The organism is Rossellomorea sp. DA94 (assembly GCF_029834455.1).
In the GTDB taxonomy this organism is placed as follows: domain Bacteria; phylum Bacillota; class Bacilli; order Bacillales; family Bacillaceae_B; genus Rossellomorea; species Rossellomorea vietnamensis.
The window spans coordinates 2,395,972-2,418,236 of record NZ_CP122397.1; the positions used below are offsets into that span (position 1 = coordinate 2,395,972).

Consider the following 22,265-nt stretch of genomic DNA (forward strand, 5'->3'; position numbering starts at 1 on the left):
AAGGAATCACCGTTTTCTTATCTTTCTACCGCTATACTCCATGTTTGCTGTGGTCGGACATGACCAATGATCCCTGCGGAGATGGAATGGCGCTGAAGGTCCTCTACATATTTTTGCCCTTCAGAAATAGGCAGGCTGACAAGTAAACCTCCGGAAGTGATGGCATCAGAGAGGATCCATCGTTCTTCCTGGTTAAGACCAGCTTCATAATGCACCATGTCTTGAAGCCAAGTGGCATTCGCTTTCGATCCCCCGGGAATGACTCCCTGATCTGCTAATTCCTTCGTCCCTTCTAATAGCGGGATGGAGGAATAAGAGAATTCGATTGATACGTTACTGCCTTTCGCCATTTCATATGCATGTCCCATCAATCCAAACCCTGTTACATCGGTCACGGCATTCGGATGAAATTTCTGAAGCAATTCTGCAGCCGTTTTATTCAGCATGCTCATCACCTCGATGACAGACGCTTCCTGGGCGGGAGTCACTGCCTGGCGCTTGATTCCTGTTGTCAGGATTCCCACACCCAATGGTTTTGTCAATACAATGACATCCCCTTCTTGTGCACCCGTATTAGTCCAATACTTTTTCGGATGGACGATTCCTGTCACGCTCAGTCCGAATTTAGGCTCTTGATCGTCAATGGAATGTCCTCCTACGGTCACAGCGCCGGCTTCGATCACCTTGCATTGTGCCCCTTTAAGGATAGCCGCTAGCATCTCGCTTCCCAGCTTTTTAATGGGGAAGCCTACTATGTTTAAAACGGTTTTCGGTGTTCCACCCATTGCATACACATCGCTTAGAGCATTTGCTGCAGCAATTTGACCAAATTGATAAGGGTCGTCCACAATCGGAGTGAAATAATCAACCGTTTGAACCATGGCGAGGTCATCTGTTAGCTGAAAGATGCCGCCGTCATCGGATGATTCATTCCCTACTAATAATTCTTTCGTAAATGGTTGAGGGGGTAGTTGACGCAAAACTTGCGTCAAGTCACTAGGACTAAGTTTACAGCCTCAGCCAGCTTTTGAAGAAAGTTCTGTTAAACGGATGATCTCTTCCTTGCTCATTCTATTCACCTCTTTATGTAGGATAAATTCATTGTACAGGATAAAAATACAATTGAGCAAAGAAGAAGTAAGGAGAAATGGGAATGATGGAGAGAACTGAATATTTGCACAAGTATTCTCACCTATAATAAAATGAACATACACGTGGGAGTGATCCTAAAAGGAGGCAGATATTGATGAAAGCTGTGAAAATGACGATTGAATTCTGTATGATGTGAAACTATGCACCTAAAGCCGCGAGTTTCGCGGAACAATTATTCAACCATTTCAGATCCGATATCAAGGAACTGACGTTAGTACCGTCTTCCGGAGGGGCATTCGAAATTACTGTAGACGGGAAAAAGATATACTCCAAACTCGATACAGGCGTTTTTCCCGATATCAACGAAACCATTTCAATCATTGAATCGCAGTAAAACACATAGAAAAGGTCATCAGCACGGGCTGATGACCTTTTCTTCTATTTAAAGAATGACGGTTATTCACTCGACAATCCCTGAACTCGAATCACGATGGATGAGGGGGTGGAACATGCCTTTTTAGGCACATTGATTTCGATTGTATGATGCTCAATGGAATAGGTAATGGCCCGCTGTTTTAAGCAGAAAGGAAAACGAATGGAGCGTTTTCTGATTTTACTTTCGTCTTTCAGCATGATCAATACCAGCAATTGCGTATCCTTTTTTTTAATAATCAACTCTTCGGGACAAATATTTTCTGTCTCGATCTCCACTATGAACGATTCCGTCGTATCAAGAAAATCCACACGGAATTCTTGTTCATCCAACTGAACCGTTGCAGGATCCAATAACCAATCCTTCATACTCTCCTCCCATTTCTCTAAATAGAAATCCTCCTTATCCTTACTCATTTACACCTGACCCCCAACAACTCTTTTACATATAGTATTCTTTCTACTATAAATGGTGAGGGTGTTATAATGAGGGAAAAGAAAGAAGGGGCAAAAGTCATGAACCATCTTGTCAGGCACATTCCATCCATACACGAACTGAAGCAGACCAAACAATTCCATACGTTCCTGCATCATCACAACCTTTCGACGGAAAGAGGGACGGACCTCTTGAAAAAGGTGATCGCGATTAGCAGGGCGAGCATCTTGAATGAAGAGTGGGAGGGACCTCATCCATCTTCAAAAGATTTCATTGATAAGGTATTTGGCCAAACTGAAGTTTTGGCAAGCAAATCTCATTCCCTGTCTCTCAGGAGGATCATAAATGCAACGGGGACCATCTTACATACGAACCTTGGGCGCGCTCGGCTAGGTCAGGAAACGATGAACCACGTCCTGGGTGCATCTTGTCATTACAGCAATCTCGAATATAACATCGAGGAAGGGGGCAGGGGATCCAGACATAGTCATGCAGAAAAGCTCCTATGTGAATTGACAGGGGCGGAGTCAGCCATGGTTGTCAATAATAATGCAGCCGCCGTTTTTCTTATCCTCACTGCTCTTGCTAAGCAAAAAGAAGTGATTGTTTCACGGGGTGAACTGGTGGAGATCGGCGGATCATTTCGGATATCTTCCATTATGGAAGAAAGCGGTGCTCTCCTTCGCGAGGTGGGGACAACGAACAAGACCCATTTAAGGGACTATGAAGAAGCGGTGACGGATGAAACAAGAATGATCATGAAGGTTCATCAAAGTAATTTTGTCATGAAAGGATTTACTGCTTCTGTACCGACGGAAGAATTGGCTGAATTATCCCGCCTTCATTCCCATGTCCATTATTATGAAGATTTAGGAAGCGGTGCCCTTTATGATTTCGCCCGATTCGGTATCGGTAATGAGCCTCTGGTTAAATCGGTGCTGGATAAAGGGGCAGACATCGTCTCATTCAGTGGAGACAAATTATTGGGGGGACCTCAGGCAGGAATCATAGCAGGGCAAAAGAGTTTGATCGATCAATTAAAGAAACATCAGCTTGCCCGCGTCCTCAGGGTCGATAAAATGACATTGGCAGCCCTGGAGATGACCCTCTTACACTATATAAAGGGGGAGGAACAAGAGAAAAATCCAACCATCGCTGCCATCACACGGACCAAAGAAGAAATCCTCCTTCAGTCCCGGACGTTTGTTGAGGGTGTCCAGGGACTCGGGAACGGTTACACATCCACCATCGTTGAAGGTCAAAGTCAAATCGGGGGAGGAACAATGCCGGATGTGGAATTAGACACGTACATTGTCGCAGTCTCCCACGCTTTTGATTCGCCACAGCTCATTCACGAAAAGCTCAGAAGGGGGAATCCTTCCATTCTTACAAGGGTACAGGACGGTGTCGCCCTCTTTGATCTGCGGACCGTTTCCATGGACGAGCAGATGGAAATCCTCCACGCTTTAAAGACCATACAAGGAACAGACTGAAAGGGAGTGCAGGCATAAAGCGCCGGCACTCCCTGTATCATCTCTTACATATCGTGGTTACTATTATTTTTCTGACGGGTATGATTACGGTTCTTCACTTTATGTGAACCACTTAACGGCTCCGGCTGTCCTGATTGCTTCGGAGCATTCTTACGCATATCTTTGCCATCATTTTTGTTCATGTATCATCCCTCCTACCCATTAGGATGCTAAGTTGATGATCCGTTTATTCACGCGTATAGGTTCCTGGTGGTTTGGTTAAACTAAAGAAGCTAATTTATGAATAAGGAGAGATCATCAATGCCTTACAATAAAAATAAACAACAAGCCTTCCAGGCTGCCGAGCAAAGCGTGACGGAAGTACAGCATACCATCAACGAACTGGTACTGGATGGAGCAAGCTACGGCTCTCAATTGGCCCATCTCAAAAATGAGGTGAATGAGGCTTATCAACAAATAGAAAATGCACTTGAAGTGGCATCGGATACTCAACGGGCACAACTTCAACAATTCAAATCCGACTTGTCATCCATTGTGAATGAAGTGAATGAACAATAACAGAATCAACCTTCTGGCTCCGCCCAAAAATTAAACCCACCCTGCTGAATGATAAGGGTGGGTTTTATATTTGAACGAAGAGGGTAGGGGAAGATAGATGAAATAGTTCCAAAGGAGGGAGGGTGACCATATCTACAATTTTTTTGCAGAACGAAAATAGCCACCCTATTATTTCTTACTGATTGGTTTTTCTTTTTTTATTGAATTGACGTTGTGCTGCAGTCAATGGTTCATTCGAATATTCTTCATTGTAACCGGCACCTTGGCCTTGTCCTTTTGCTGCATTCATTCCATTTATTACATGGTTTGCTTTACGTTTTGCCATTGTAGAACACCTCCATAAGGATAGAATGCCACCATCTGTGACCATCTATAATAGGGAATCGCTAACAGATTCACTTTTTTAAAATAATGTTTTAGACAAGCTGACACGATTTGACAAGGCCAGAAATGTTGTTATACCAATATTTTTCTAGAAACCTTAAGGAGTTTAATCATTTAGATAAGTAAAACTTATCAAAAACAATAACTTTATTGTTATTTACTTATGTAATCGCTTGTATTAAGATGTAAATGTGAGAAAAGTTCGTTTAGAACGAAAACTTTTCGACTTATTGTTTGATGCAGTTTAGAGGGGGAATCGAAATGGCAAAGAACGATGTATTTAATGCACGATCTTCTTTCGAACTAGAAGGAAAACGTTATCATTATTATCGTTTAAAAGCGCTTGAAGAAGCAGGAGTAACAAAAATTAACCGCTTACCTTACAGTGTGAAGGTACTCTTGGAAAGTGTACTTCGTCAATTTGACGGACGTGTCATTAACAAAGACCACGTTGAAAATCTGGCAAACTGGGGATCAACTGAAGTGAAGGATGCAGAAGTTCCTTTCAAACCTTCACGTGTTATCCTTCAGGATTTCACCGGTGTTCCGGCTGTAGTTGATTTAGCGTCTCTACGCAAAGCAATGGCAGATATCGGTGGAGATCCACAAAAGATCAATCCTGAAATCCCTGTAGACCTGGTAATCGACCACTCAGTACAGGTTGATAAATATGGTACGGCTAACGCACTGCAGGCCAATATGGACCTTGAATTTGAACGAAACGCTGAGCGTTACCAGTTCCTTAGCTGGGCTCAAAAAGCATTTGAAAACTATCGTGCTGTCCCACCGGCAACAGGTATCGTTCACCAGGTAAACTTAGAATATCTAGCCAATGTCGTTCACGCTGTTGAAACAACAGAAGGCGATTTTGAAACATACCCTGATACATTGGTCGGTACTGACTCTCATACAACTATGATCAATGGAATCGGTGTACTTGGATGGGGTGTTGGCGGTATTGAAGCGGAAGCTGGAATGCTTGGTCAGCCTTCATACTTCCCGATCCCTGAAGTTATCGGGGTCAAAATGACTGGTGAGCTTCCTAATGGAGCGACCGCTACAGACTTAGCCCTTAAAGTGACACAAGTACTGCGTCAAAAAGGGGTAGTTGGGAAATTTGTCGAGTACTTCGGTACAGGTGTAGCAACTCTTCCACTTGCCGACCGTGCAACGATTGCCAACATGGCTCCTGAATATGGTGCGACTTGCGGATTCTTCCCGGTTGATTCAGAATCATTGGATTATCTGCGTCTGACTGGCCGTGACGAAACACATATCAAAATGGTTGAAGAATACTTAAAGAAAAATGAGATGTTCTTCACTCCTGAAAAAGAAGAACCAACTTACACGGATGTAGTGGAAATCGATCTTTCAGCAGTGGAACCGAATCTTTCAGGACCAAAACGTCCACAGGATTTAATTCCTCTATCTGATATGAAAGAAGCTTTCCATAAGTCCATCACGGCTAAAGAAGGCGTTCAAGGCTTTGGGCTGGACGCATCTGAAATCAACAAAACGGCCAAATATACAACTGAAGATGGTAAAGATGTCGAGATGCCAACTGGTGCAATCGGAATCGCTGCCATCACATCTTGTACAAACACATCGAATCCATATGTTATGTTGGGTGCCGGTTTAGTTGCGAAAAAAGCAGTGGAACTTGGTATGAATGTTCCTGATTATGTCAAGACATCTCTTGCACCGGGATCTAAAGTTGTAACAGGATACTTAAGGGATTCAGGTCTTTTATCTTATCTTGAAGATATCGGATTCAACCTTGTCGGATATGGTTGTACGACTTGTATCGGTAACTCCGGTCCACTTCGCCCTGAAATCGAAAAGGCTGTTTCAGATGCTGACCTATTATTAACATCCGTCCTGTCAGGTAACCGAAACTTTGAAGGTCGTATCCATCCACTTGTGAAAGCAAACTACCTTGCTTCACCACCACTCGTTGTTGCATATGCACTGGCAGGTACTGTGGACATCGATCTTCAAAAAGATTCTTTAGGTAAGGACAAAGATGGAAATGACGTGTTCTTCAAAGATATCTGGCCTTCACAGGATGAAGTGAAAGATGCTGTCAAATCAACCGTTACACCTGAATTATTCCGTAAAGAATATGAGCACGTTTTCTCTGAAAACGAGCGCTGGAATGAAATTAAGACAAGTAACGAACCACTTTACAGCTTCGATGAAAATTCGACTTACATCCAGAATCCAACGTTCTTTACAGGACTTGCGACTACTCCTGAAGACATCCAAGGCTTGAACGGACTTCGCGTAGTCGGTAAATTTGGGGATTCTGTCACAACGGACCATATTTCTCCAGCAGGTGCAATCGGTAAAGATACACCAGCAGGCAAATATCTTCGTGCGAACAATGTAGAGCCACGTGACTTTAACTCCTATGGTTCCCGTCGTGGTAACCATGAAGTGATGATGCGCGGTACATTTGCAAATATCCGTATCCGTAACCAAATCGCTCCTGGTACAGAAGGTGGATTCACCACTTACTGGCCGGAAGATGAAGTGATGCCGATGTATGATGCATGCATGAAGTATCAACAAGATGGAACTGGATTAGTTGTTCTTGCAGGAAAAGATTACGGTATGGGATCTTCTCGTGACTGGGCAGCGAAAGGGACAAATCTACTTGGTATCAAGACTGTCATCGCTGAAAGCTATGAGCGTATTCACCGTTCGAACCTTGTGATGATGGGCGTTCTTCCACTTCAATTCAAGAAGGGTGACAGCGCTGAATCATTAGGATTGACGGGTAGAGAAACAATTTCCGTAAATGTAACAAACGATGTAAAACCTCGTGATATCCTAACGGTGACAGCTGTGGCTGAAGACGGTTCTAAGACTGAATTCGAAGTACTGGCCCGTTTTGATTCCGATGTAGAAGTAGACTACTACCGTCACGGTGGTATCCTACAGATGGTTCTTCGTAATAAATTACAAGCATAATACATGCTGAAAGCCCCGGGGAAATACCCGGGGCTTTTTCTCATTTCCTCATATAGAAGGGGAAAAAATATATATGACTAAAGGGAGACAAGCCTACATATGATGATAGTAAAATCATTTACATGAGAGGAGAGCACTCCTTTGAAATCCGTATTTGGCGTTTTACTTGTCACCTTATTAGTCTTCTCATTCTATATTGAGAATAAATCCGACCCCTCATCATTATCAAAAAGCTCGTTTCAACAAGCCGAGGCTTACGACCAATTAATCGACATTGAAGAAGGAGAGGTTTCTGAAACCACTCCAGTGGAAAATGTACCTGGACCGAATGTCGGGGAACGAGCCATTGACTTTAAGCTGGATACCTTGGATGGTAAATCGATTACCTTATCTGAACTGAAGGGAAAGAAAGTGATTGTAAACTTCTGGGCTACATGGTGTCCTCCCTGCAAAGAAGAAATGCCTGTCATACAGGAGTTTTATACGAAATACGGGAAGGATGTTGAAGTCCTTGCCATCAACATCGATCCACAATACAACGTCAAGGAATACCAGAAATCACTGGGACTCTCATTCCCGATCCTATTGGACAATGATGACAAAATCAATAATGCCTATGACATCCTGACCGTCCCCACCACGTTCGTCATCAACGAAAAAGGCATCATCACCCACAAACAAATCGGGGCAATCACCAATATTGATTCCCTCACAGCACTGATTAAGTGAGGGACGGACCTCTAATCATTGGAACCGCTTATCTCATGCCAGCCCCCAATCAATCCCCACTCTCAATTGTGACCTTTGTTTAAAATATCTGACATTTGGATATACTATTTATACAAACCACAATAGAGAGCGAGGGGATTGTATTGCGCAGACCACGCAAAAAATCATTTGCAGATCTGGTGAAAGAGAACAAACAACAGCTTCTGTTGGATCAGGATGCCATTGATGCCATTGAAGAGCGCATTGATGCAAGACTTGAAATAAAGCGTCCAGTAAGCAAAGCCGAGTAAGAAATTACGAGGCTTATTTTTTTTGCCCTGACATTATTACTGCCAATTATTACGCCTATTCTTCCTTGTCATTTTGGTAATCATATTAGTAAGGGGGGATATTTATGAGTAATTCAAAGGGAAGTCCGAATCACTTCGCACCTAACCATATCGGGACACAATCGAGGTCAGCTGGAGGCAACAAAGGGAAACAAATGCAGGATAAATCAGGTAAGCATGCACAAGTGATTCAAACGAAGGGTGAATAATTCACCAGCTTGAAGAGGGAGCAGCCATAGAGGTCCGTCCCTCATACTACTCATACTATTAGGCACAGGAGGAATGCAGGATGGCATGGGATAAACCGAATCCGGATGATCGCAGTGATAATGTAGAGAAGCTTCAGGGTATGGTTCAGCATACGATTGAGAATATGGACCGGGCTGAAGAGTCGATGGCCTGTACGGACAGTGAAGAGCAGCTTCAGTCCATACAGGCAAAGAATGAACGCCGCCGCGAGAGTCTAGAGGCTTTCCGTAATGAAATAAAAGATGAAGCGAATCAAACAAAGCAATAAAGGATAAAGTTTCAATGACCCGGACAGAAAGGTGCTTATATACCTTTCTGTCCGGGTCATGATGTTCATTGCCACTTTGTCCTCACCTATCTGACTTTCGTTCGAGCCGATTAATTCTATGCCTGTGGCTTGTATGATAAAATGGGATAGGATACTGATTAGATGAAGAGGGTGTAAGGAATGCAAATTGCAGAAAAAACGATTGAAGTGCGTTATGCCGAGACGGATCAAATGGGGGTTGTTTATCATGCGAACTACCTTGTTTGGATGGAGCTTGGTCGTACACAATTGATTGAAGATCTGGGCTTCAGATATGCGGATATCGAAAAAGAAGGAATTCTTTCTCCGGTCATTGACCTGAATGTAAGCTATAAGTCACCTGTTCGCTACGGCGAAAAAGCATTTATTAAAACATGGGTAGAAGAATATGATGGCCTCAGGATTACATATGCTTACGAAATTTATAACGGACAGAACCAGCTGGCCATTACCGGGCAGTCGAAACATGTATGCGTCAAGCAAGAGAATTTCCGCCCGATTTCCATTCGGAAGATGTTCCCGGATTGGCACGACGCCTATGAAAAGGCAAAAAAATAAGGATTACATACAGTGGATTTTACGGAGAACTTTTTTAAAGTGGGAAAGGAAGAGGGCCATGGCTTTCGGATTAACCAAACAAGAACTAAACGGATGGAAACAACAGGTGAGGAATGGGCAGATTGCCTTCCTTACCCACTACTGGCTGGATGAACGATTTCCCGATGTGCGCTCTGTAACGAAAGTAGGCTGCTGTAACATTGATGCATTATCCCGTTGGGGACAGAAGTATGGCTTGAAAAAGGAATGGATCCATCAAAGGAAAGACGGCTTTCCACATTTTGATTTGTTAGGGGATATTCAATATGAAATCTTGATGAAGGAAGGCCTTCAGGACCATATTTCCCGTTTTGTAAAAAGGTAAGGGGCAGACCCTAAAGTAGAAAGGCTGGCATATGCCAGCCTAAATTCATTCCTTATTTCTTGTACTCATATGATGGTTCTTGAAGCTTTTCATCAAACTCAACGTATAAATCATGACCATCAAAGAACCATAAATCTCCTTCTTCTATAAAAAATTCCCGTTTGTCGATTTCGATCCGTTCACCAGCATCCACTGGTTCGTCTTTGTTCACTCCTAATGAAAAACCATCGTGGAGAGGACTGGAACCTCCATATCGTACATAAAAACGGACTTGTTCTCCTTCCTCCACAAGCATCTCGTCTTTAAACCACGTAAGAGCTTCTTCTGAAATATGTATGTTCATTGGTGAGACTCCTTTCTCTACTTGGTATTTTTCCAGAGTGATCCTGGACAAAGAAAGTTTCATTTCCTATTATAAACATAATGAAGCAGGAACATCTACTAATACGTACGAAGGGTGAGAATGATGAAAACACAAACATTATTATATTACATTGGTGCCTTTATCTTTGCCGGATTAAGTATTTTAACCCTATTACAATTGCATGAAGCCAAATATCAGATCGAAGCAGGGACCTTTATTGTCATTGCTGCAGTCATTTATTATGGAATGGTGACTCTGTACTTTAAGGGTACCCGTAAAACGTTCTTGGTGGCTAATACTTTGTTGGCTATTGTGGCTCTAGCTGGCATATTTTTCAATTCAATGATATTCGGTGGACATTAAAAGAACGAGCTTCCTTATGAGCATAAGGAAGCTCGTTCTTTCCGTTCATACATAAACCTGCCAGCTATTCCGGCACCCCGTTCACCATATGGGATACCATTTCTTCTTCCGTATAGGCAATCATGCCATTTTTCCTGGCAAAATCGAGAGGGTAGATGCGGTAGTTTTTATAATGATTCTCTGACACAAACGTAGGTTGGAATCCAATGGAAGGGAAGTTGATTTTGGAACCCGTCGGATTCATTGTTTTCTCAACCTGAACCGTCACCATGCCACCGATATCCTTGAAATCATCCTTTTGACCGGAAAGAAAATTCCCAAGAGAATAAATGACAACCGCTTCCCGTCCATCACTCGTTTTATAGGTTTGGATCGGCTGCAGGACATGTGGATGGTGTCCGAAAATGATGTCGACCCCATTATTCGTCAGCACCTTGGCAAGTCTTTGCTGTTCCTCCGTAGGGAATCGTTGGTATTCATTTCCCCAGTGAAGGCTCATGACCACTAAATCAACGTCCAAATTTTTGGCTTTCCGGATTTCCCCGATCATTTTTTGTTCGTCTATTACATTAACCAAATACTCTTTTCCTTCAGGGACAGGAATCCCATTTGTCCCATACGTATAAGAAAGAAGGGCAAATTTGATTCCATTCACATTAAATGTACGGATCCGGCTTTGGTCTTCCGGGCTTTTAAATGACCCGACATACGGCATCGATATCTCCCCATAGTAATCAATCGCATTCAATAGACCTTCTTCGCCCTGATCCAACGAATGATTATTGGCGGTGGTCACAGCATCCACTCCAACCTCCTGGAGTGTTTTAACCACTTCCTGCGGACTGTTGAATAGAGGGTAGCTTGAAACGCCAAGCTCCACACCACCCGGGGTTGATTCCTGGTTGGCAATCAGAAAATCCGGTGCAGAAAGCATATCCTTAATGGGAGAGAACATCGGTGTAAAATCATATCCATTTTGTTTCTTTGCGTCATTATAGACGGTATCATGAATGAGGATATCCCCGATTGCAGCGATGGAAGCATTGGCTTTGATCGATTTGCCCGATGCCTGCACCTCTCTGGTTGCATGAAGGAGGGAAGTTGCTTCTACTCCTTTTGTTGTGGTATTCCAGTCGGCATACTGCCTGTTTAGCAGGAAACCGATCATCAGCAGGAATGGAATACAGAGAATCATCCCTGTCATTATTCGCTTTTTATTCATATTCATCATCCTTTATTATGCTCTACTTCCATTTTACAAAAAAAGAAGTAGAAATGGGGAGAAATTTAGAGAATTCTGAAGAATATTATCATTTTTTGGACACGGTTTTTATTCATCATCTTTCTCAAATGAGAGAATGTGTATACCTGGTACGTCACACTAAAAAAAGCCACCTATGCAAAGGTATCCGAGAGTCCGGTAGCCCGTGCAAGGTTGCTTTTTCGCTAAAGCCATTTAATTTTCGGTTCGGTTTTATTTTTGATCCGGACAATATTTGCCCTGTGTCTGTAGATGACAAAGATGGTCAGGATGCCCACAACAATGATGAGTGGAATATCGCCAGTGAAGACCGAGTACGCAAAGGCCAGTACCGCTGCAATCATAGAGGATAGGGACACATATTTCGTTGCATACAAGCAAATAAAAAAGACAGCCAGTAAGATTAAGAAAAGAATGTAATTGTATCCCAGAAGGACACCAGCAGAGGTTGCAACTGCTTTTCCTCCCCTGAAGTTTGCGAAAACGGGATACATATGACCGATGACGGCGAATACCCCTGCAAGCAGCATATGTACGTCACTTGCAAACATCAATGGCAGCAAAGTGGCCAGGGTCCCTTTAAGAATATCCATGATCGTCACAATCATACCGGCTTTCACACCCAGGGTCCTGAACGTGTTCGTTCCCCCAAGGTTTCCGCTCCCATGTTCACGGATATCTTTGCCGTAGAAGGTCTTACCGATCAGTAAACCTGATGGAATGGAACCCAGTAAATAAGAAAGTATGAGTATAAGGGCAAAAATCATCATCACTGCTCCTTTGAAATAACTAATCCGTTCTTATTTTAACATGTTTTCCCTCCAATGGGGAGAAAATAAGCGAAAAAATTAGTACCTGTTCATAAAAGTAGATATTATAACTTAAAATTCCTCCTTCACCGTCATCTTATGAGACGAAGTATGGTAAAATGAACACACTTTACATAGTTGAAATGAAGGTGTACACAGATGCAAATACTTTTATCAGCTTTTCAATGGGTGGCCTTCATGGTGGCGGGATCCATCGCGGCACCCATCGCGATTGCTGACTTGTTCCAATTGTCTCCTGCCGATACAGCCGGATTCATTCAGCGGACCATATTCGTTTTGGGACTCGCGAGCCTGATCCAGGCACTCTTTGGTCATAAACTTCCGATCAATGAAGGGCCTGCAGGACTGTGGTGGGGCGTTTTTGCCATTTATGCAGGGTTTTCCGGAACTCTTTACAGCAGTCATGAAGAAGTTCTGACTGTACTGCAGGGGGGGATGATCGTCAGTGGGGTGATTTTTTTCATTCTCTCTTCCACAGGACTTTTAAAACGGTTATCCTCTTTATTCACTCCAACCATTACGTTCATTTATTTGATGCTATTAATTCTGCAATTAAGCGGATCTTTCATTAAAGGGATGTTCGGCATCCAGCATGAAGGACAATCAATGGATCCTCTAGTCCTACTGGGAAGTATTCTGACGATCCTTGCAGCCTTATACTTTTCAAGCCATAAGGTAAAGTGGATCCAACAATATTCCATCATTCTTGCCTTGATCGCAGGATGGCTCATATTCATCATCATGGGGCTTTCTGAGAGTACTTCCGTTTCAGACAGCTGGTTTTCTTTACCTCATGTGTTCGTATTCGGGGCACCAGTGTTTGATACGGGTGTCATCGTGACTTCCATTTTCATCACCTTCCTGTTAACGACGAATATGATCGCTTCCATCCGGGTGATGGAAGAGGTGATGAGAGCAAAGGGACAGCCTACATATGGACGGTATACGAAGAGCGGGTTCGCATCAGGGCTGAATCAGCTGTTCGGGGGAGTGTTTTCTGCTATCGGCTCAGTTCCCATTTCGGGGTCTGCAGGCTTTGTCGCAGCGACACGAATGTATTCCATCATCCCCTTCATCATAGGCAGCGGGATCATCATGGTCATCAGCCTGATTCCAAAGATCATGAATCTGTTCGCCAGTCTCCCTGCACCTGTAGGGTATGCCGTGACGACGGTCATTTTCATCAAGATGGTCGGACTCGCACTATCCGAATACCGTAAAGAGGAAGACATAGAAAGAATCCACTTTGTAGCGGGGATCTCACTCATTGTCGGGGTCGGAGCCATGTTTGTTCCGGCAGCGGCCTTCAAGGACATGCCGGTCGTCGTTGCTTCCATTTTGAATAATGGATTGATACTGGGGACGATAACAGCAATCCTAGTGGAACAATACATCATCAAAAAGTCCAGCAACCGATAGTGTGCTGGACTTTTTATCTTTTGAAAAGGAAGTAAGCTGTATGCCCAAGCCCCATTCATCACAAACTAATGGGGACAAGGGCATTTTCTTTTACAACATGTTTACCTTTTGTATAATGAGGGTATCCCTTCTATGTTTAGTAAAATTTCTCAGTACATAAAGCAGGTGTAAAAATGATTGAATTCCAAAATGTCACGAAAGTCTACGAGGATGGGACAGAAGCCATTAAGGGCATCGACCTCACGATTCCAAAAGGAAAGCTTGTTGCGTTGATCGGTCCGAGCGGATGCGGGAAAACGACAACGATGAAGATGATCAATAAACTGATAGCACCATCAGGGGGTACCATCCGGATTGATGGAAGGGACATTTCAGAAACGGATGAAGTGGAGCTCAGGCGGAACATCGGGTATGTCATTCAGCGGATCGGACTTCTGCCTCATATGACGATTGAAGAAAACATCAGTCTCATCCCCCGTCTAAAAGGATGGAAGAAGGAAAAATATGAAGGAAGAGTCAATGAGCTTCTTCATCTCGTTGGCCTTGAACCCGAAGTATACAAGAAAAGGTATCCACTCGAATTGAGCGGTGGACAGCAGCAGCGGGTCGGGGTGATACGTGCCCTTGCAGCGGAACCACCGATCATCCTCATGGATGAACCATTCAGCGCCCTGGACCCGATCAGCAGGGAACAGCTCCAGGATGAACTGAAAAGCATTCAAAATACGATACATAAAACCATTGTGTTCGTCACTCATGATATTGATGAGGCATTAAAAATCGCGGATGTGATTGCTGTCATGCGTGATGGTAAAATCGAACAGATCGCAGCACCCGCTGACCTTCTATCAGAACCCGCCAATGAATTCGTACGCGCCTTCATCGGTGAAAACCGACTGAGCGTTCATAAGCGGCATAAAAAGGTATCTGACATCATGAGGGATGATGAGAGGCATTTCCACGTCCTCCTTGAGGAACAGGAATACTCATTGATACCATTTGATGCCTCCATCCATGAAGCGGCAAGGCTGCTCCTGTCATCCGGTAAACCATATCTTATGGTGATAAAAGACGACAGGAAGATCGGGACCGTTACATCCAGTGACATTCTTAAGAATGTCGCCTCAGAAGGAAATAAGGAGGCGAGTTCTGTATGAATACATTTTCCCTCCTGTTCATCCAAACCATTTCAAACCGGTCGGATGCTATCTTAACAGGATTATTTGAACATCTTTATTTATCTTTTGTGTCGATTTTTATTGCGATTGCGATATCCCTGCCTCTGGGTATTTACATATCACGAAAGAAGCAATCGGCCGAATTTTTCATCGGGATCACAGCTGTTTTTCAAACCATACCAAGTCTTGCCCTTTTCGGATTTCTTATTCCCCTCCTTGGTACGGGCAGTATCACAGCGATCATTGCCCTGACGGTTTACGCACTTCTTCCGATCCTGAGGAACACATACACAGGCATAATCGGGGTGGATGAAGGCGTGATCGAGGCAGGTAGAGGAATGGGGATGACCAACTCCCAGCTGTTATTCAAAGTGGAGCTGCCGCTTGCCCTGCCGTTTATCATGGCAGGGATCCGCACTGCTACCGTACTGACAGTAGGGGTCGCCACACTTGCCACCTTTGTAGGTGCAGGGGGACTTGGAGACCTTATCTACCGAGGACTTTCCACATGGAATAATGCACTGGTCCTTGCCGGGGCCATCCCAGCGGCACTCCTTGCATTAGGTTTTGATTTCATATTAAAAATCCTGGAGAAATTGACCACACCTAAAGGACTGAAAGCACGAAAATAAAGCAATATCCAAAGGAGAGTAAGAATGAAAAAGAAATTACAAGGTTTTATCATACTCACTGTATTATCCATCCTCATCGCAGGGTGCGGAAATGGCGGGGATAAAGATACCATCACCGTTTCAGGAAAGATGTGGACAGAGCAGTTCATCCTTACGCAAATGATGGCTGAACTTCTCAAAGAAAAGACAGATCTTGATATAAAAGTCGAAGAAGGGTTAGGGGAAGTATCGATTCTCACACCAGCCCTTGAAAAAGGCGACATTGATGTCTATGTGGAATATACAGGTACCGGCCTTGAAGCGGTCTTGAAAGAACAAGCAAAAGAAGGCGCTTCAGCAGATGAAATCCTTTCACAAGTGCGTAAAGGCTATGAGAAAAAGTTCGATGTCACCTGGTTGAAGCCACTTGGCTTTGAAAATACGTATACGCTTGCTTATACCGGGGATCAGGACTTCGATGCAAAGACTTTCTCAGATATCGTGCCACTTTCCAAAGACTTGAGCTTCGGTGCACCCCACCAGTTCTATGAACGCGAAGGGGACGGATACGATGCCTTCAGTGAAGCATATGGATTCGAATTCAAAGAAAAGAAAAGCTTTGACCCGAACATTATGTATGAAGCCGTTAAGAACGGGGATGTTGACATTATTCCTGCTTTTACAACCGATGGACGGATTCAGCGTTATAAGTTAAAAACGACAGAAGATGATAAAGGATTCTTCCCACCATACGATGCTGCGCCGATCATTCGTCAAGAAGTACTGAAAGAGCATCCTGAAGTAAAGAAAGTGTTGAATGAATTATCAGGCAAAATCTCGGAAGAAGAAATGAGCGAAATGAATGCTAAAGTGGATATGGATAAACAAGATCCCAAAGATGTCGCACGTGAATTCCTAATATCCAAAGGCTTGATCAATAAGTAAGTAAAACGGGAGTGTCAATGGGGAAGAAGGTGCAGGGATGGCAAAAACGCTCCCTGACCTTTCTCTTGACACTTCCTTTTATTTAGATAATTTTATAAAATTTTGAAAAATTAAAGGGAAATATGGTATAAAAGAAGAATAGGACTTAAGAAACAGTGCAAGCATTTATCGTTAAGGATCAATGAAGGAGTGGTAAACAACCATGGAAAATCCATCACGACAAGAAATTGGAAACATCCTGAAACAATCAAAACGCATCGCCGTCATTGGTTTAAGTGATAATCCTGAACGGACATCCTATATGGTGTCTAAAGCCATGCAGGACCAGGGATATGAGATCATTCCCGTTAACCCTACCATCGAGTCGGCATTGGGTGTAAAGGCTGTATCCACCCTGAAGGAGATCGAAGGACCTGTTGATATCGTCAATGTATTTCGCCGCTCAGAATTTTTACCTGAAATCGCGGAAGAATTCGACCAGATCGATTCAAACGTATTTTGGGCGCAACTTGGTGTCATGAATGAAGAGGCATATCGCTTTTTAAAGGAACGTGGGTATACAGTCATTATGGATCGCTGTATTAAGGTTGAACATGCTTTAACCAAATAATCCTCACTCGTAACAAGCGGCTCTGACCGCTTGTTTTTTTCGTCCAGACCTCACATTGACAATGGGAATAATCCTGTGGAAACAGGACATATTTTAAGGGGTTCACGGAAAATCCATTTGCGAAAATCAAATAAAACGCTACAATAAGCAATAGTGGTTTACCTTAGAGATTGATCAAAACAGGTAAACGAACAGATGTTCTTGTGTTATAGTTAATAGAGACATAACCAATAATAGCTTACAAGAACCACACTATTACGGTTAGAGAAGTTTTGAAAGGGGAATGTTCGTGGCCAACCAGAATAAGACCATGGATTACAATGATGATGCCATTCAAGTATTAGAAGGCTTAGAAGCCGTTCGTAAGAGACCTGGTATGTATATAGGCTCTACCGATTCAAGAGGCTTGCATCATTTAGTATACGAAATTGTCGATAACTCAGTGGATGAAGCATTAGCAGGCTTCGGGAATGAGATTATTGTTACGATACATAAAGATAATAGCATTTCAGTACAAGATAAAGGCCGGGGTATGCCGACAGGAATGCATAAGCTCGGGAAGCCGACACCTGAAGTTATTCTGACTGTTCTTCATGCAGGAGGGAAATTCGGGCAGGGAGGCTATAAAACAAGTGGTGGACTCCATGGTGTAGGGGCTTCTGTTGTAAATGCACTGTCCGAGTGGCTTGTCGTCACGATCGAACGGGATGGCATGAAATATGAACAGCGTTTCACTAATGGCGGTAAGCCTGAAACCACCCTCGAAAAGATCGGAAAGACCAAAAAATCAGGCACATGTATCCATTTCAAACCCGATCCCGAGATTTTCAGTAATACCACTTATAATTACGAAACACTATGTGAACGCCTGCGGGAATCTGCATTCCTGTTAAAAGGGTTAAAAATCGAAATCATTGATGAACGTCATGATCAGAAAGAAGTCTTTCATTTCGAAAGCGGGATCCAGGCATTTGTTCAATACTTGAACGAAGAAAAAGACGTCCTTCATAACGTAGCCTTCTTTGAAGGGGAACATCATACGATTGAAGTGGAGTTTTCTTTTCAATTCAATGATGGATTTTCAGAGAACATATTATCCTTTGTAAACAATGTCCGTACTAAAGACGGAGGAACCCACGAAGCCGGCGCGAAGACGGCCATGACCCGTGTCTTTAATGAGTACGCCCGTAAAGCGGGGATTTTAAAGGACAGGGATAAAAATCTTGAAGGGACCGACATTCGTGAAGGACTGGCGAGTATCGTTTCTGTACGTATACCAGAACATCTTCTTCAATTCGAAGGGCAGACAAAAGGGAAACTGGGGACAAGCGAAGCACGATCAGCCGTTGATGCAGTCGTGTCAGAACATCTTCTCTATTTCTTAGAAGAGAACCCTGATACGAGTTCCCTTCTTATCAAGAAATCCATTAAAGCGGCCCAGGCCCGTGAAGCGGCACGTAAAGCAAGGGAAGATGCACGAAATGGAAAGAAGCGGAAGCGTTCTGAAACCGTCCTATCCGGTAAGTTAACACCGGCCCAATCCAGAAACCCCCAGCGTAACGAACTTTATCTGGTAGAGGGAGATTCAGCAGGAGGTTCTGCAAAACAAGGACGCGACCGCAAATTCCAGGCGATTCTTCCACTTCGGGGAAAAGTCATCAATACGGAAAAAGCCAAACTTCAGGACATCTTCAAAAATGAAGAAATCAACACGATCATCCATGCCATAGGCGGTGGAGTCGGTCCTGAATTCAATGTGGACGACATCAATTATGACAAGATTGTCATCATGACCGATGCGGACACGGATGGAGCGCATATACAGGTACTCTTACTGACCTTCTTTTACCGGTATATGAAACCATTGTTAGAAGCAGGAAAAGTGTATATCGCCCTTCCACCCCTGTACAAAGTGAGCAAGGGAACCGGAAAGAAACAGAAACTTGAATATGCATGGACGGATGATGAGCTTCAAGGGGCCATCTCCAAAGTGGGTAAAGGATATATGATCCAGCGTTATAAAGGTCTTGGAGAGATGAACGCAGATCAACTGTGGGAGACGACGATGGACCCCGAAACACGGGCGTTGATCCGGGTACGCATTGATGATGCTGCACGAGCAGAACGCCGTGTGACCACTCTTATGGGTGACAAAGTAGAACCTCGCCGTAAATGGATTGAAAGCAATGTAGCCTTTGGATTGGAAGAAGACGGAAGCATTCTCGAAAACGAAAACATTACGGTCCGAGAGGAGGGGTAATCAATGACAACTGTAGAAAGATATCAAGACTTACCTCTGGAAGAGGTGCTTGGCGACCGATTTGGACGTTATAGTAAATACATCATCCAGGAGCGTGCTTTACCGGATGCACGTGATGGATTGAAACCGGTACAAAGGCGTATTCTTTACGCCATGTATGTGGATGGGAACACTCAGGAGAAAGGGTTCCGGAAATCAGCGAAAACCGTCGGTAACGTTATTGGTAACTATCATCCCCATGGTGATACATCTGTGTATGATGCCATGGTACGGATGAGTCAAACGTGGAAGGTACGTAACTACCTGGTTGAAATGCATGGGAACAACGGGAGCGTGGACGGAGATCCGCCGGCAGCGATGCGTTACACTGAAGCCCGTCTTTCTGCGATATCCATGGAGCTTCTTCGTGACATCGATAAAAAAACCGTGGAGTTTGTTCCGAACTTCGATGATACATCAAGTGAACCGACTGTTTTGCCGTCACGGTTCCCGAACTTACTCGTCAACGGTTCCACCGGTATTTCGGCAGGTTATGCAACGGATATCCCGCCTCATCACCTCGGTGAAGTGATTGATGCAGCCATCATGCGGATGGTCAAGCCTGAGAGTACAGTCGATGACCTTATGACGGTCTTAAAAGGACCGGACTTCCCGACAGGGGGCATCATCCAAGGGGTTGATGGCATCCGGAAAGCCTATGAAACCGGAAAAGGAAAGGTTGTCGTCAGAGGGAAAGCAGATATCGAAAATATCCGTGGCAGCAAACAACAGATCGTCATTACGGAAATCCCTTATGAAATCAATAAAGCCAATCTCGTCAAAAAGATGGATGAATTCCGTGTGGACCGAAAAGTGGAAGGGATTGCAGAAGTCCGCGATGAAACGGATCGCGATGGGATGCGCATCGTCATTGAACTGAAAAAAGATGCGGATGCATCAGGTGTCTTAAACTACCTGTATAAAAACAGTGATCTTCAAATCACCTATAACTTCAATATGGTTGCCATACATAATAGACGTCCTAAGTTGATGGGATTACGTGAACTGCTCGATGCTTACATACAGCATCAAAAAGAAGTGGTGACCAACCGGACCAGGCATGATCTAACTAAAGCAAAGGACCGCCAGCATATCGTTGAAGGTCTTATGAAAGCACTGTCTATATTGGATCAGGTGATTGCAACTATCCGGGCTTCAAAGGATAAGCGTGATGCAAAGGATAACTTAATTCAGAAGTTCCAGTTTACAGAAGCACAGTCTGAAGCGATAGTCAGCTTGCAGCTTTATCGTTTGACGAATACAGACATTACCGCCCTTCAAGCAGAAGCGGAAGAATTGGCGAAAACGATCGAAGAACTTACGGCAATACTGGAAAGTGAAAGCAAACTTTACAGTGTGATCAAAAAAGAACTAAAAGCCATCAAAAAGCAATTTGCTGACTCCAGACGAACTCAAATCGAGGAAAAAATCGAAGAAATCAAAATCAATCTGGAAGTGCTGATTGCCAGTGAAGATGTCATGGTCACCGTGACCCGGGATGGATATATGAAACGAACCAGCCTTCGTTCTTATTCTGCATCGAATGGTCAGGATCTTGCCATGAAAGAAACAGACAGGCTCCTGGGACAATATGAAATGAATACGACAGATGTCCTTCTCGTATTTACAAACAAAGGGAACTATATTTATTGCCCTGTCCATGAGCTTCCGGATATCAGATGGAAGGATCTAGGTCAGCATGTAGGGAATATTGTCCCGATCGACCGGGATGAGCAGGTTCTTAAAGCGATTCCGATTAAGGAATTTGATCCGTCGCACTACTTACTGTTTGTCACCAAGAACGGTATGATCAAGAGGTCAGAGCTGCCTCAATATAAAGCACAACGATATTCCCGTCCGCTGGTGGGAATCAATCTTAAAGGTGACGATGAGCTCGTTGATGTCCATATAACAGATGGATCACATGATGTTTTCATTGCCACGCACTTAAGCTACGGCCTTTGGTTCGCAGAAGAAGATGTGAACATCGTCGGACCAAGGGCAGCGGGAGTGAAAGGGGTCAACCTCAAGGATGACGACTTTGTCGTATCCGGTAAGATCATAAGAGACCCAGCGAAAGACTTCATTTTCCTGGCTACGCAGCGTGGGGCCGTGAAGAAAATGAAACTGGCGGAATTCGAAAAAACGTCACGTGCTAAACGCGGAGTCATTATGCTTCGGGAATTGAAATCCAATCCTCATCGTGTAGTGAGCATAGAAGCAGTGAAAGATACAGATAAAGTAGGGCTACTAACAACTAAAGGGAAAGCAGAAGAGGTAAATGTTTCAGACCTTCGACCAAATGACCGCTATTCAAATGGTTCATTTGTGATTGATGAAGGGGAGAGCGGCTCCGTTTGTGAAACCTGGGCAGAATCCCGTACATCCGAAGTAAAAGAATAGACATTCAAAAAGCGACCAGAATTATTTCTGGTCGCTTTTTTCCATCATAAGGGTAAGGATGAATATTGAATGTATATT

Annotated in this window: 24 protein-coding genes and 1 pseudogene; 18 read left to right on the top strand and 7 right to left on the bottom strand. The window is 43.8% G+C overall.

All coding sequences use genetic code 11. The annotated features are described in order from the left end of the window. Window positions 1-17 precede the first annotated feature (17 nt). Window positions 18-1,070 carry a selenide, water dikinase SelD gene (selD, locus tag P8596_RS12415; RefSeq protein WP_279724039.1) on the bottom strand — a complete coding sequence of 351 codons (1,053 nt, stop codon included), beginning with the start codon at window positions 1,068-1,070 and terminating at the stop codon, window positions 18-20. Between the two features lie 230 nt (window positions 1,071-1,300). Here selD and P8596_RS23840 point away from each other — a divergent pair. Next, window positions 1,301-1,486, top strand: a pseudogene (locus P8596_RS23840) (Rdx family protein); the annotation flags it as partial. A 62-nt stretch (window positions 1,487-1,548) separates the two neighbouring features. On the opposite strand, the gene P8596_RS12420 reads toward P8596_RS23840, so the two are convergent. Beyond that, window positions 1,549-1,941: an Hsp20/alpha crystallin family protein gene (locus tag P8596_RS12420; RefSeq protein ID WP_061809248.1), complete on the bottom strand. Its 393-nt coding sequence runs from the start codon at window positions 1,939-1,941 to the stop codon at window positions 1,549-1,551. Window positions 1,942-2,010: 69 nt separating this feature from the next. On the opposite strand from P8596_RS12420, the gene selA reads away from it, so the two are divergent. Then, entirely contained in the window at window positions 2,011-3,453 is a 1,443-nt protein-coding gene (selA, locus tag P8596_RS12425; protein ID WP_279724040.1) for an L-seryl-tRNA(Sec) selenium transferase, read from the top strand. A 44-nt stretch (window positions 3,454-3,497) separates the two neighbouring features. On the opposite strand, the gene P8596_RS12430 is transcribed toward selA, so the two are convergent. Continuing rightward, a complete protein-coding gene (locus tag P8596_RS12430; protein ID WP_034759304.1) occupies window positions 3,498-3,635 on the bottom strand; it encodes a small acid-soluble spore protein P in 138 nt (45 codons plus the stop codon). A 118-nt stretch (window positions 3,636-3,753) separates the two neighbouring features. Here P8596_RS12430 and P8596_RS12435 point away from each other — a divergent pair, with 118 nt between their 5' ends. Further along, window positions 3,754-4,011, top strand: a complete 258-nt coding sequence (locus tag P8596_RS12435; protein WP_034759302.1) for a hypothetical protein — start codon at window positions 3,754-3,756, stop codon at window positions 4,009-4,011. A 175-nt stretch (window positions 4,012-4,186) separates the two neighbouring features. On the opposite strand, the gene sspO is transcribed toward P8596_RS12435, so the two are convergent. After that, window positions 4,187-4,336: a small acid-soluble spore protein SspO gene (sspO, locus tag P8596_RS12440; RefSeq protein WP_034759300.1), complete on the bottom strand. Its 150-nt coding sequence runs from the start codon at window positions 4,334-4,336 to the stop codon at window positions 4,187-4,189. A gap of 320 nt (window positions 4,337-4,656) precedes the next feature. Between sspO and acnA the strand changes: the two genes are divergently transcribed. From acnA to P8596_RS12475, 7 genes are all read left to right on the top strand, one after another. Then, window positions 4,657-7,368, top strand: coding sequence for an aconitate hydratase AcnA (gene acnA / locus P8596_RS12445; protein ID WP_034759297.1), 2,712 nt, complete (start codon window positions 4,657-4,659; stop codon window positions 7,366-7,368). Window positions 7,369-7,509: 141 nt separating this feature from the next. After that, window positions 7,510-8,097, top strand: a complete 588-nt coding sequence (locus P8596_RS12450) for a peroxiredoxin family protein (protein WP_279724041.1) — start codon at window positions 7,510-7,512, stop codon at window positions 8,095-8,097. Between the two features lie 143 nt (window positions 8,098-8,240). Continuing rightward, window positions 8,241-8,387 carry an FbpB family small basic protein gene (locus P8596_RS12455; protein WP_079532604.1) on the top strand — a complete coding sequence of 49 codons (147 nt, stop codon included), beginning with the start codon at window positions 8,241-8,243 and terminating at the stop codon, window positions 8,385-8,387. 104 nt (window positions 8,388-8,491) lie between these two features. Continuing rightward, a complete protein-coding gene (locus P8596_RS12460; protein ID WP_034759295.1) occupies window positions 8,492-8,635 on the top strand; it encodes an acid-soluble spore protein N in 144 nt (47 codons plus the stop codon). An 80-nt stretch (window positions 8,636-8,715) separates the two neighbouring features. Then, the gene (tlp, locus tag P8596_RS12465; protein ID WP_034759293.1) at window positions 8,716-8,943 is read left to right on the top strand and encodes a small acid-soluble spore protein Tlp; all 228 of its coding nucleotides are present in this window, start codon (window positions 8,716-8,718) and stop codon (window positions 8,941-8,943) included. 180 nt (window positions 8,944-9,123) lie between these two features. Continuing rightward, window positions 9,124-9,540 carry an acyl-CoA thioesterase gene (locus tag P8596_RS12470; RefSeq protein ID WP_034759291.1) on the top strand — a complete coding sequence of 139 codons (417 nt, stop codon included), beginning with the start codon at window positions 9,124-9,126 and terminating at the stop codon, window positions 9,538-9,540. A gap of 58 nt (window positions 9,541-9,598) precedes the next feature. Continuing rightward, on the top strand, window positions 9,599-9,904 hold the full coding sequence (locus tag P8596_RS12475) for a hypothetical protein (protein ID WP_279724042.1): 306 nt from the start codon (window positions 9,599-9,601) through the stop codon (window positions 9,902-9,904). A 52-nt stretch (window positions 9,905-9,956) separates the two neighbouring features. On the opposite strand, the gene P8596_RS12480 is transcribed toward P8596_RS12475, so the two are convergent. Continuing rightward, the gene (locus P8596_RS12480) at window positions 9,957-10,247 is read right to left on the bottom strand and encodes a HesB/YadR/YfhF family protein (protein ID WP_061809243.1); all 291 of its coding nucleotides are present in this window, start codon (window positions 10,245-10,247) and stop codon (window positions 9,957-9,959) included. Window positions 10,248-10,367: 120 nt separating this feature from the next. Between P8596_RS12480 and P8596_RS12485 the strand changes: the two genes are divergently transcribed. Then, window positions 10,368-10,631 (top strand): hypothetical protein, encoded by a 264-nt coding sequence (locus P8596_RS12485; protein ID WP_224519956.1) that lies wholly within the window; start codon window positions 10,368-10,370, stop codon window positions 10,629-10,631. Between the two features lie 64 nt (window positions 10,632-10,695). Here the strand turns inward: P8596_RS12485 and P8596_RS12490 are convergent, their stop codons facing one another. Together P8596_RS12490 and plsY are read right to left on the bottom strand one after the other, a co-directional pair. After that, window positions 10,696-11,853 carry a CapA family protein gene (locus tag P8596_RS12490; RefSeq protein ID WP_224519955.1) on the bottom strand — a complete coding sequence of 386 codons (1,158 nt, stop codon included), beginning with the start codon at window positions 11,851-11,853 and terminating at the stop codon, window positions 10,696-10,698. 224 nt (window positions 11,854-12,077) lie between these two features. Then, window positions 12,078-12,662, bottom strand: a complete 585-nt coding sequence (gene plsY, locus P8596_RS12495; protein WP_224519954.1) for a glycerol-3-phosphate 1-O-acyltransferase PlsY — start codon at window positions 12,660-12,662, stop codon at window positions 12,078-12,080. Window positions 12,663-12,860: 198 nt separating this feature from the next. Between plsY and P8596_RS12500 the strand changes: the two genes are divergently transcribed. From P8596_RS12500 to parC, 7 genes are all read left to right on the top strand, one after another. Further along, window positions 12,861-14,141, top strand: a complete 1,281-nt coding sequence (locus tag P8596_RS12500) for a purine/pyrimidine permease (protein ID WP_034759276.1) — start codon at window positions 12,861-12,863, stop codon at window positions 14,139-14,141. A 173-nt stretch (window positions 14,142-14,314) separates the two neighbouring features. Beyond that, window positions 14,315-15,298 (top strand): ABC transporter ATP-binding protein, encoded by a 984-nt coding sequence (locus P8596_RS12505; RefSeq protein WP_224519952.1) that lies wholly within the window; start codon window positions 14,315-14,317, stop codon window positions 15,296-15,298. Beyond that, window positions 15,295-15,951, top strand: coding sequence for an ABC transporter permease (locus tag P8596_RS12510; RefSeq protein WP_224519951.1), 657 nt, complete (start codon window positions 15,295-15,297; stop codon window positions 15,949-15,951). The genes P8596_RS12505 and P8596_RS12510 overlap by 4 nt, the downstream gene beginning before the upstream one ends. Before the next feature lie 24 nt (window positions 15,952-15,975). Continuing rightward, window positions 15,976-16,875: an ABC transporter substrate-binding protein gene (locus P8596_RS12515; protein WP_279724043.1), complete on the top strand. Its 900-nt coding sequence runs from the start codon at window positions 15,976-15,978 to the stop codon at window positions 16,873-16,875. 202 nt (window positions 16,876-17,077) lie between these two features. Then, window positions 17,078-17,485, top strand: a complete 408-nt coding sequence (locus P8596_RS12520) for a CoA-binding protein (RefSeq protein WP_224519949.1) — start codon at window positions 17,078-17,080, stop codon at window positions 17,483-17,485. A gap of 289 nt (window positions 17,486-17,774) precedes the next feature. Beyond that, entirely contained in the window at window positions 17,775-19,745 is a 1,971-nt protein-coding gene (gene parE / locus P8596_RS12525; protein WP_279724044.1) for a DNA topoisomerase IV subunit B, read from the top strand. A gap of 3 nt (window positions 19,746-19,748) precedes the next feature. After that, window positions 19,749-22,187 carry a DNA topoisomerase IV subunit A gene (gene parC, locus P8596_RS12530; RefSeq protein WP_279724045.1) on the top strand — a complete coding sequence of 813 codons (2,439 nt, stop codon included), beginning with the start codon at window positions 19,749-19,751 and terminating at the stop codon, window positions 22,185-22,187. The last annotated feature ends 78 nt before the right edge of the window (window positions 22,188-22,265 follow it).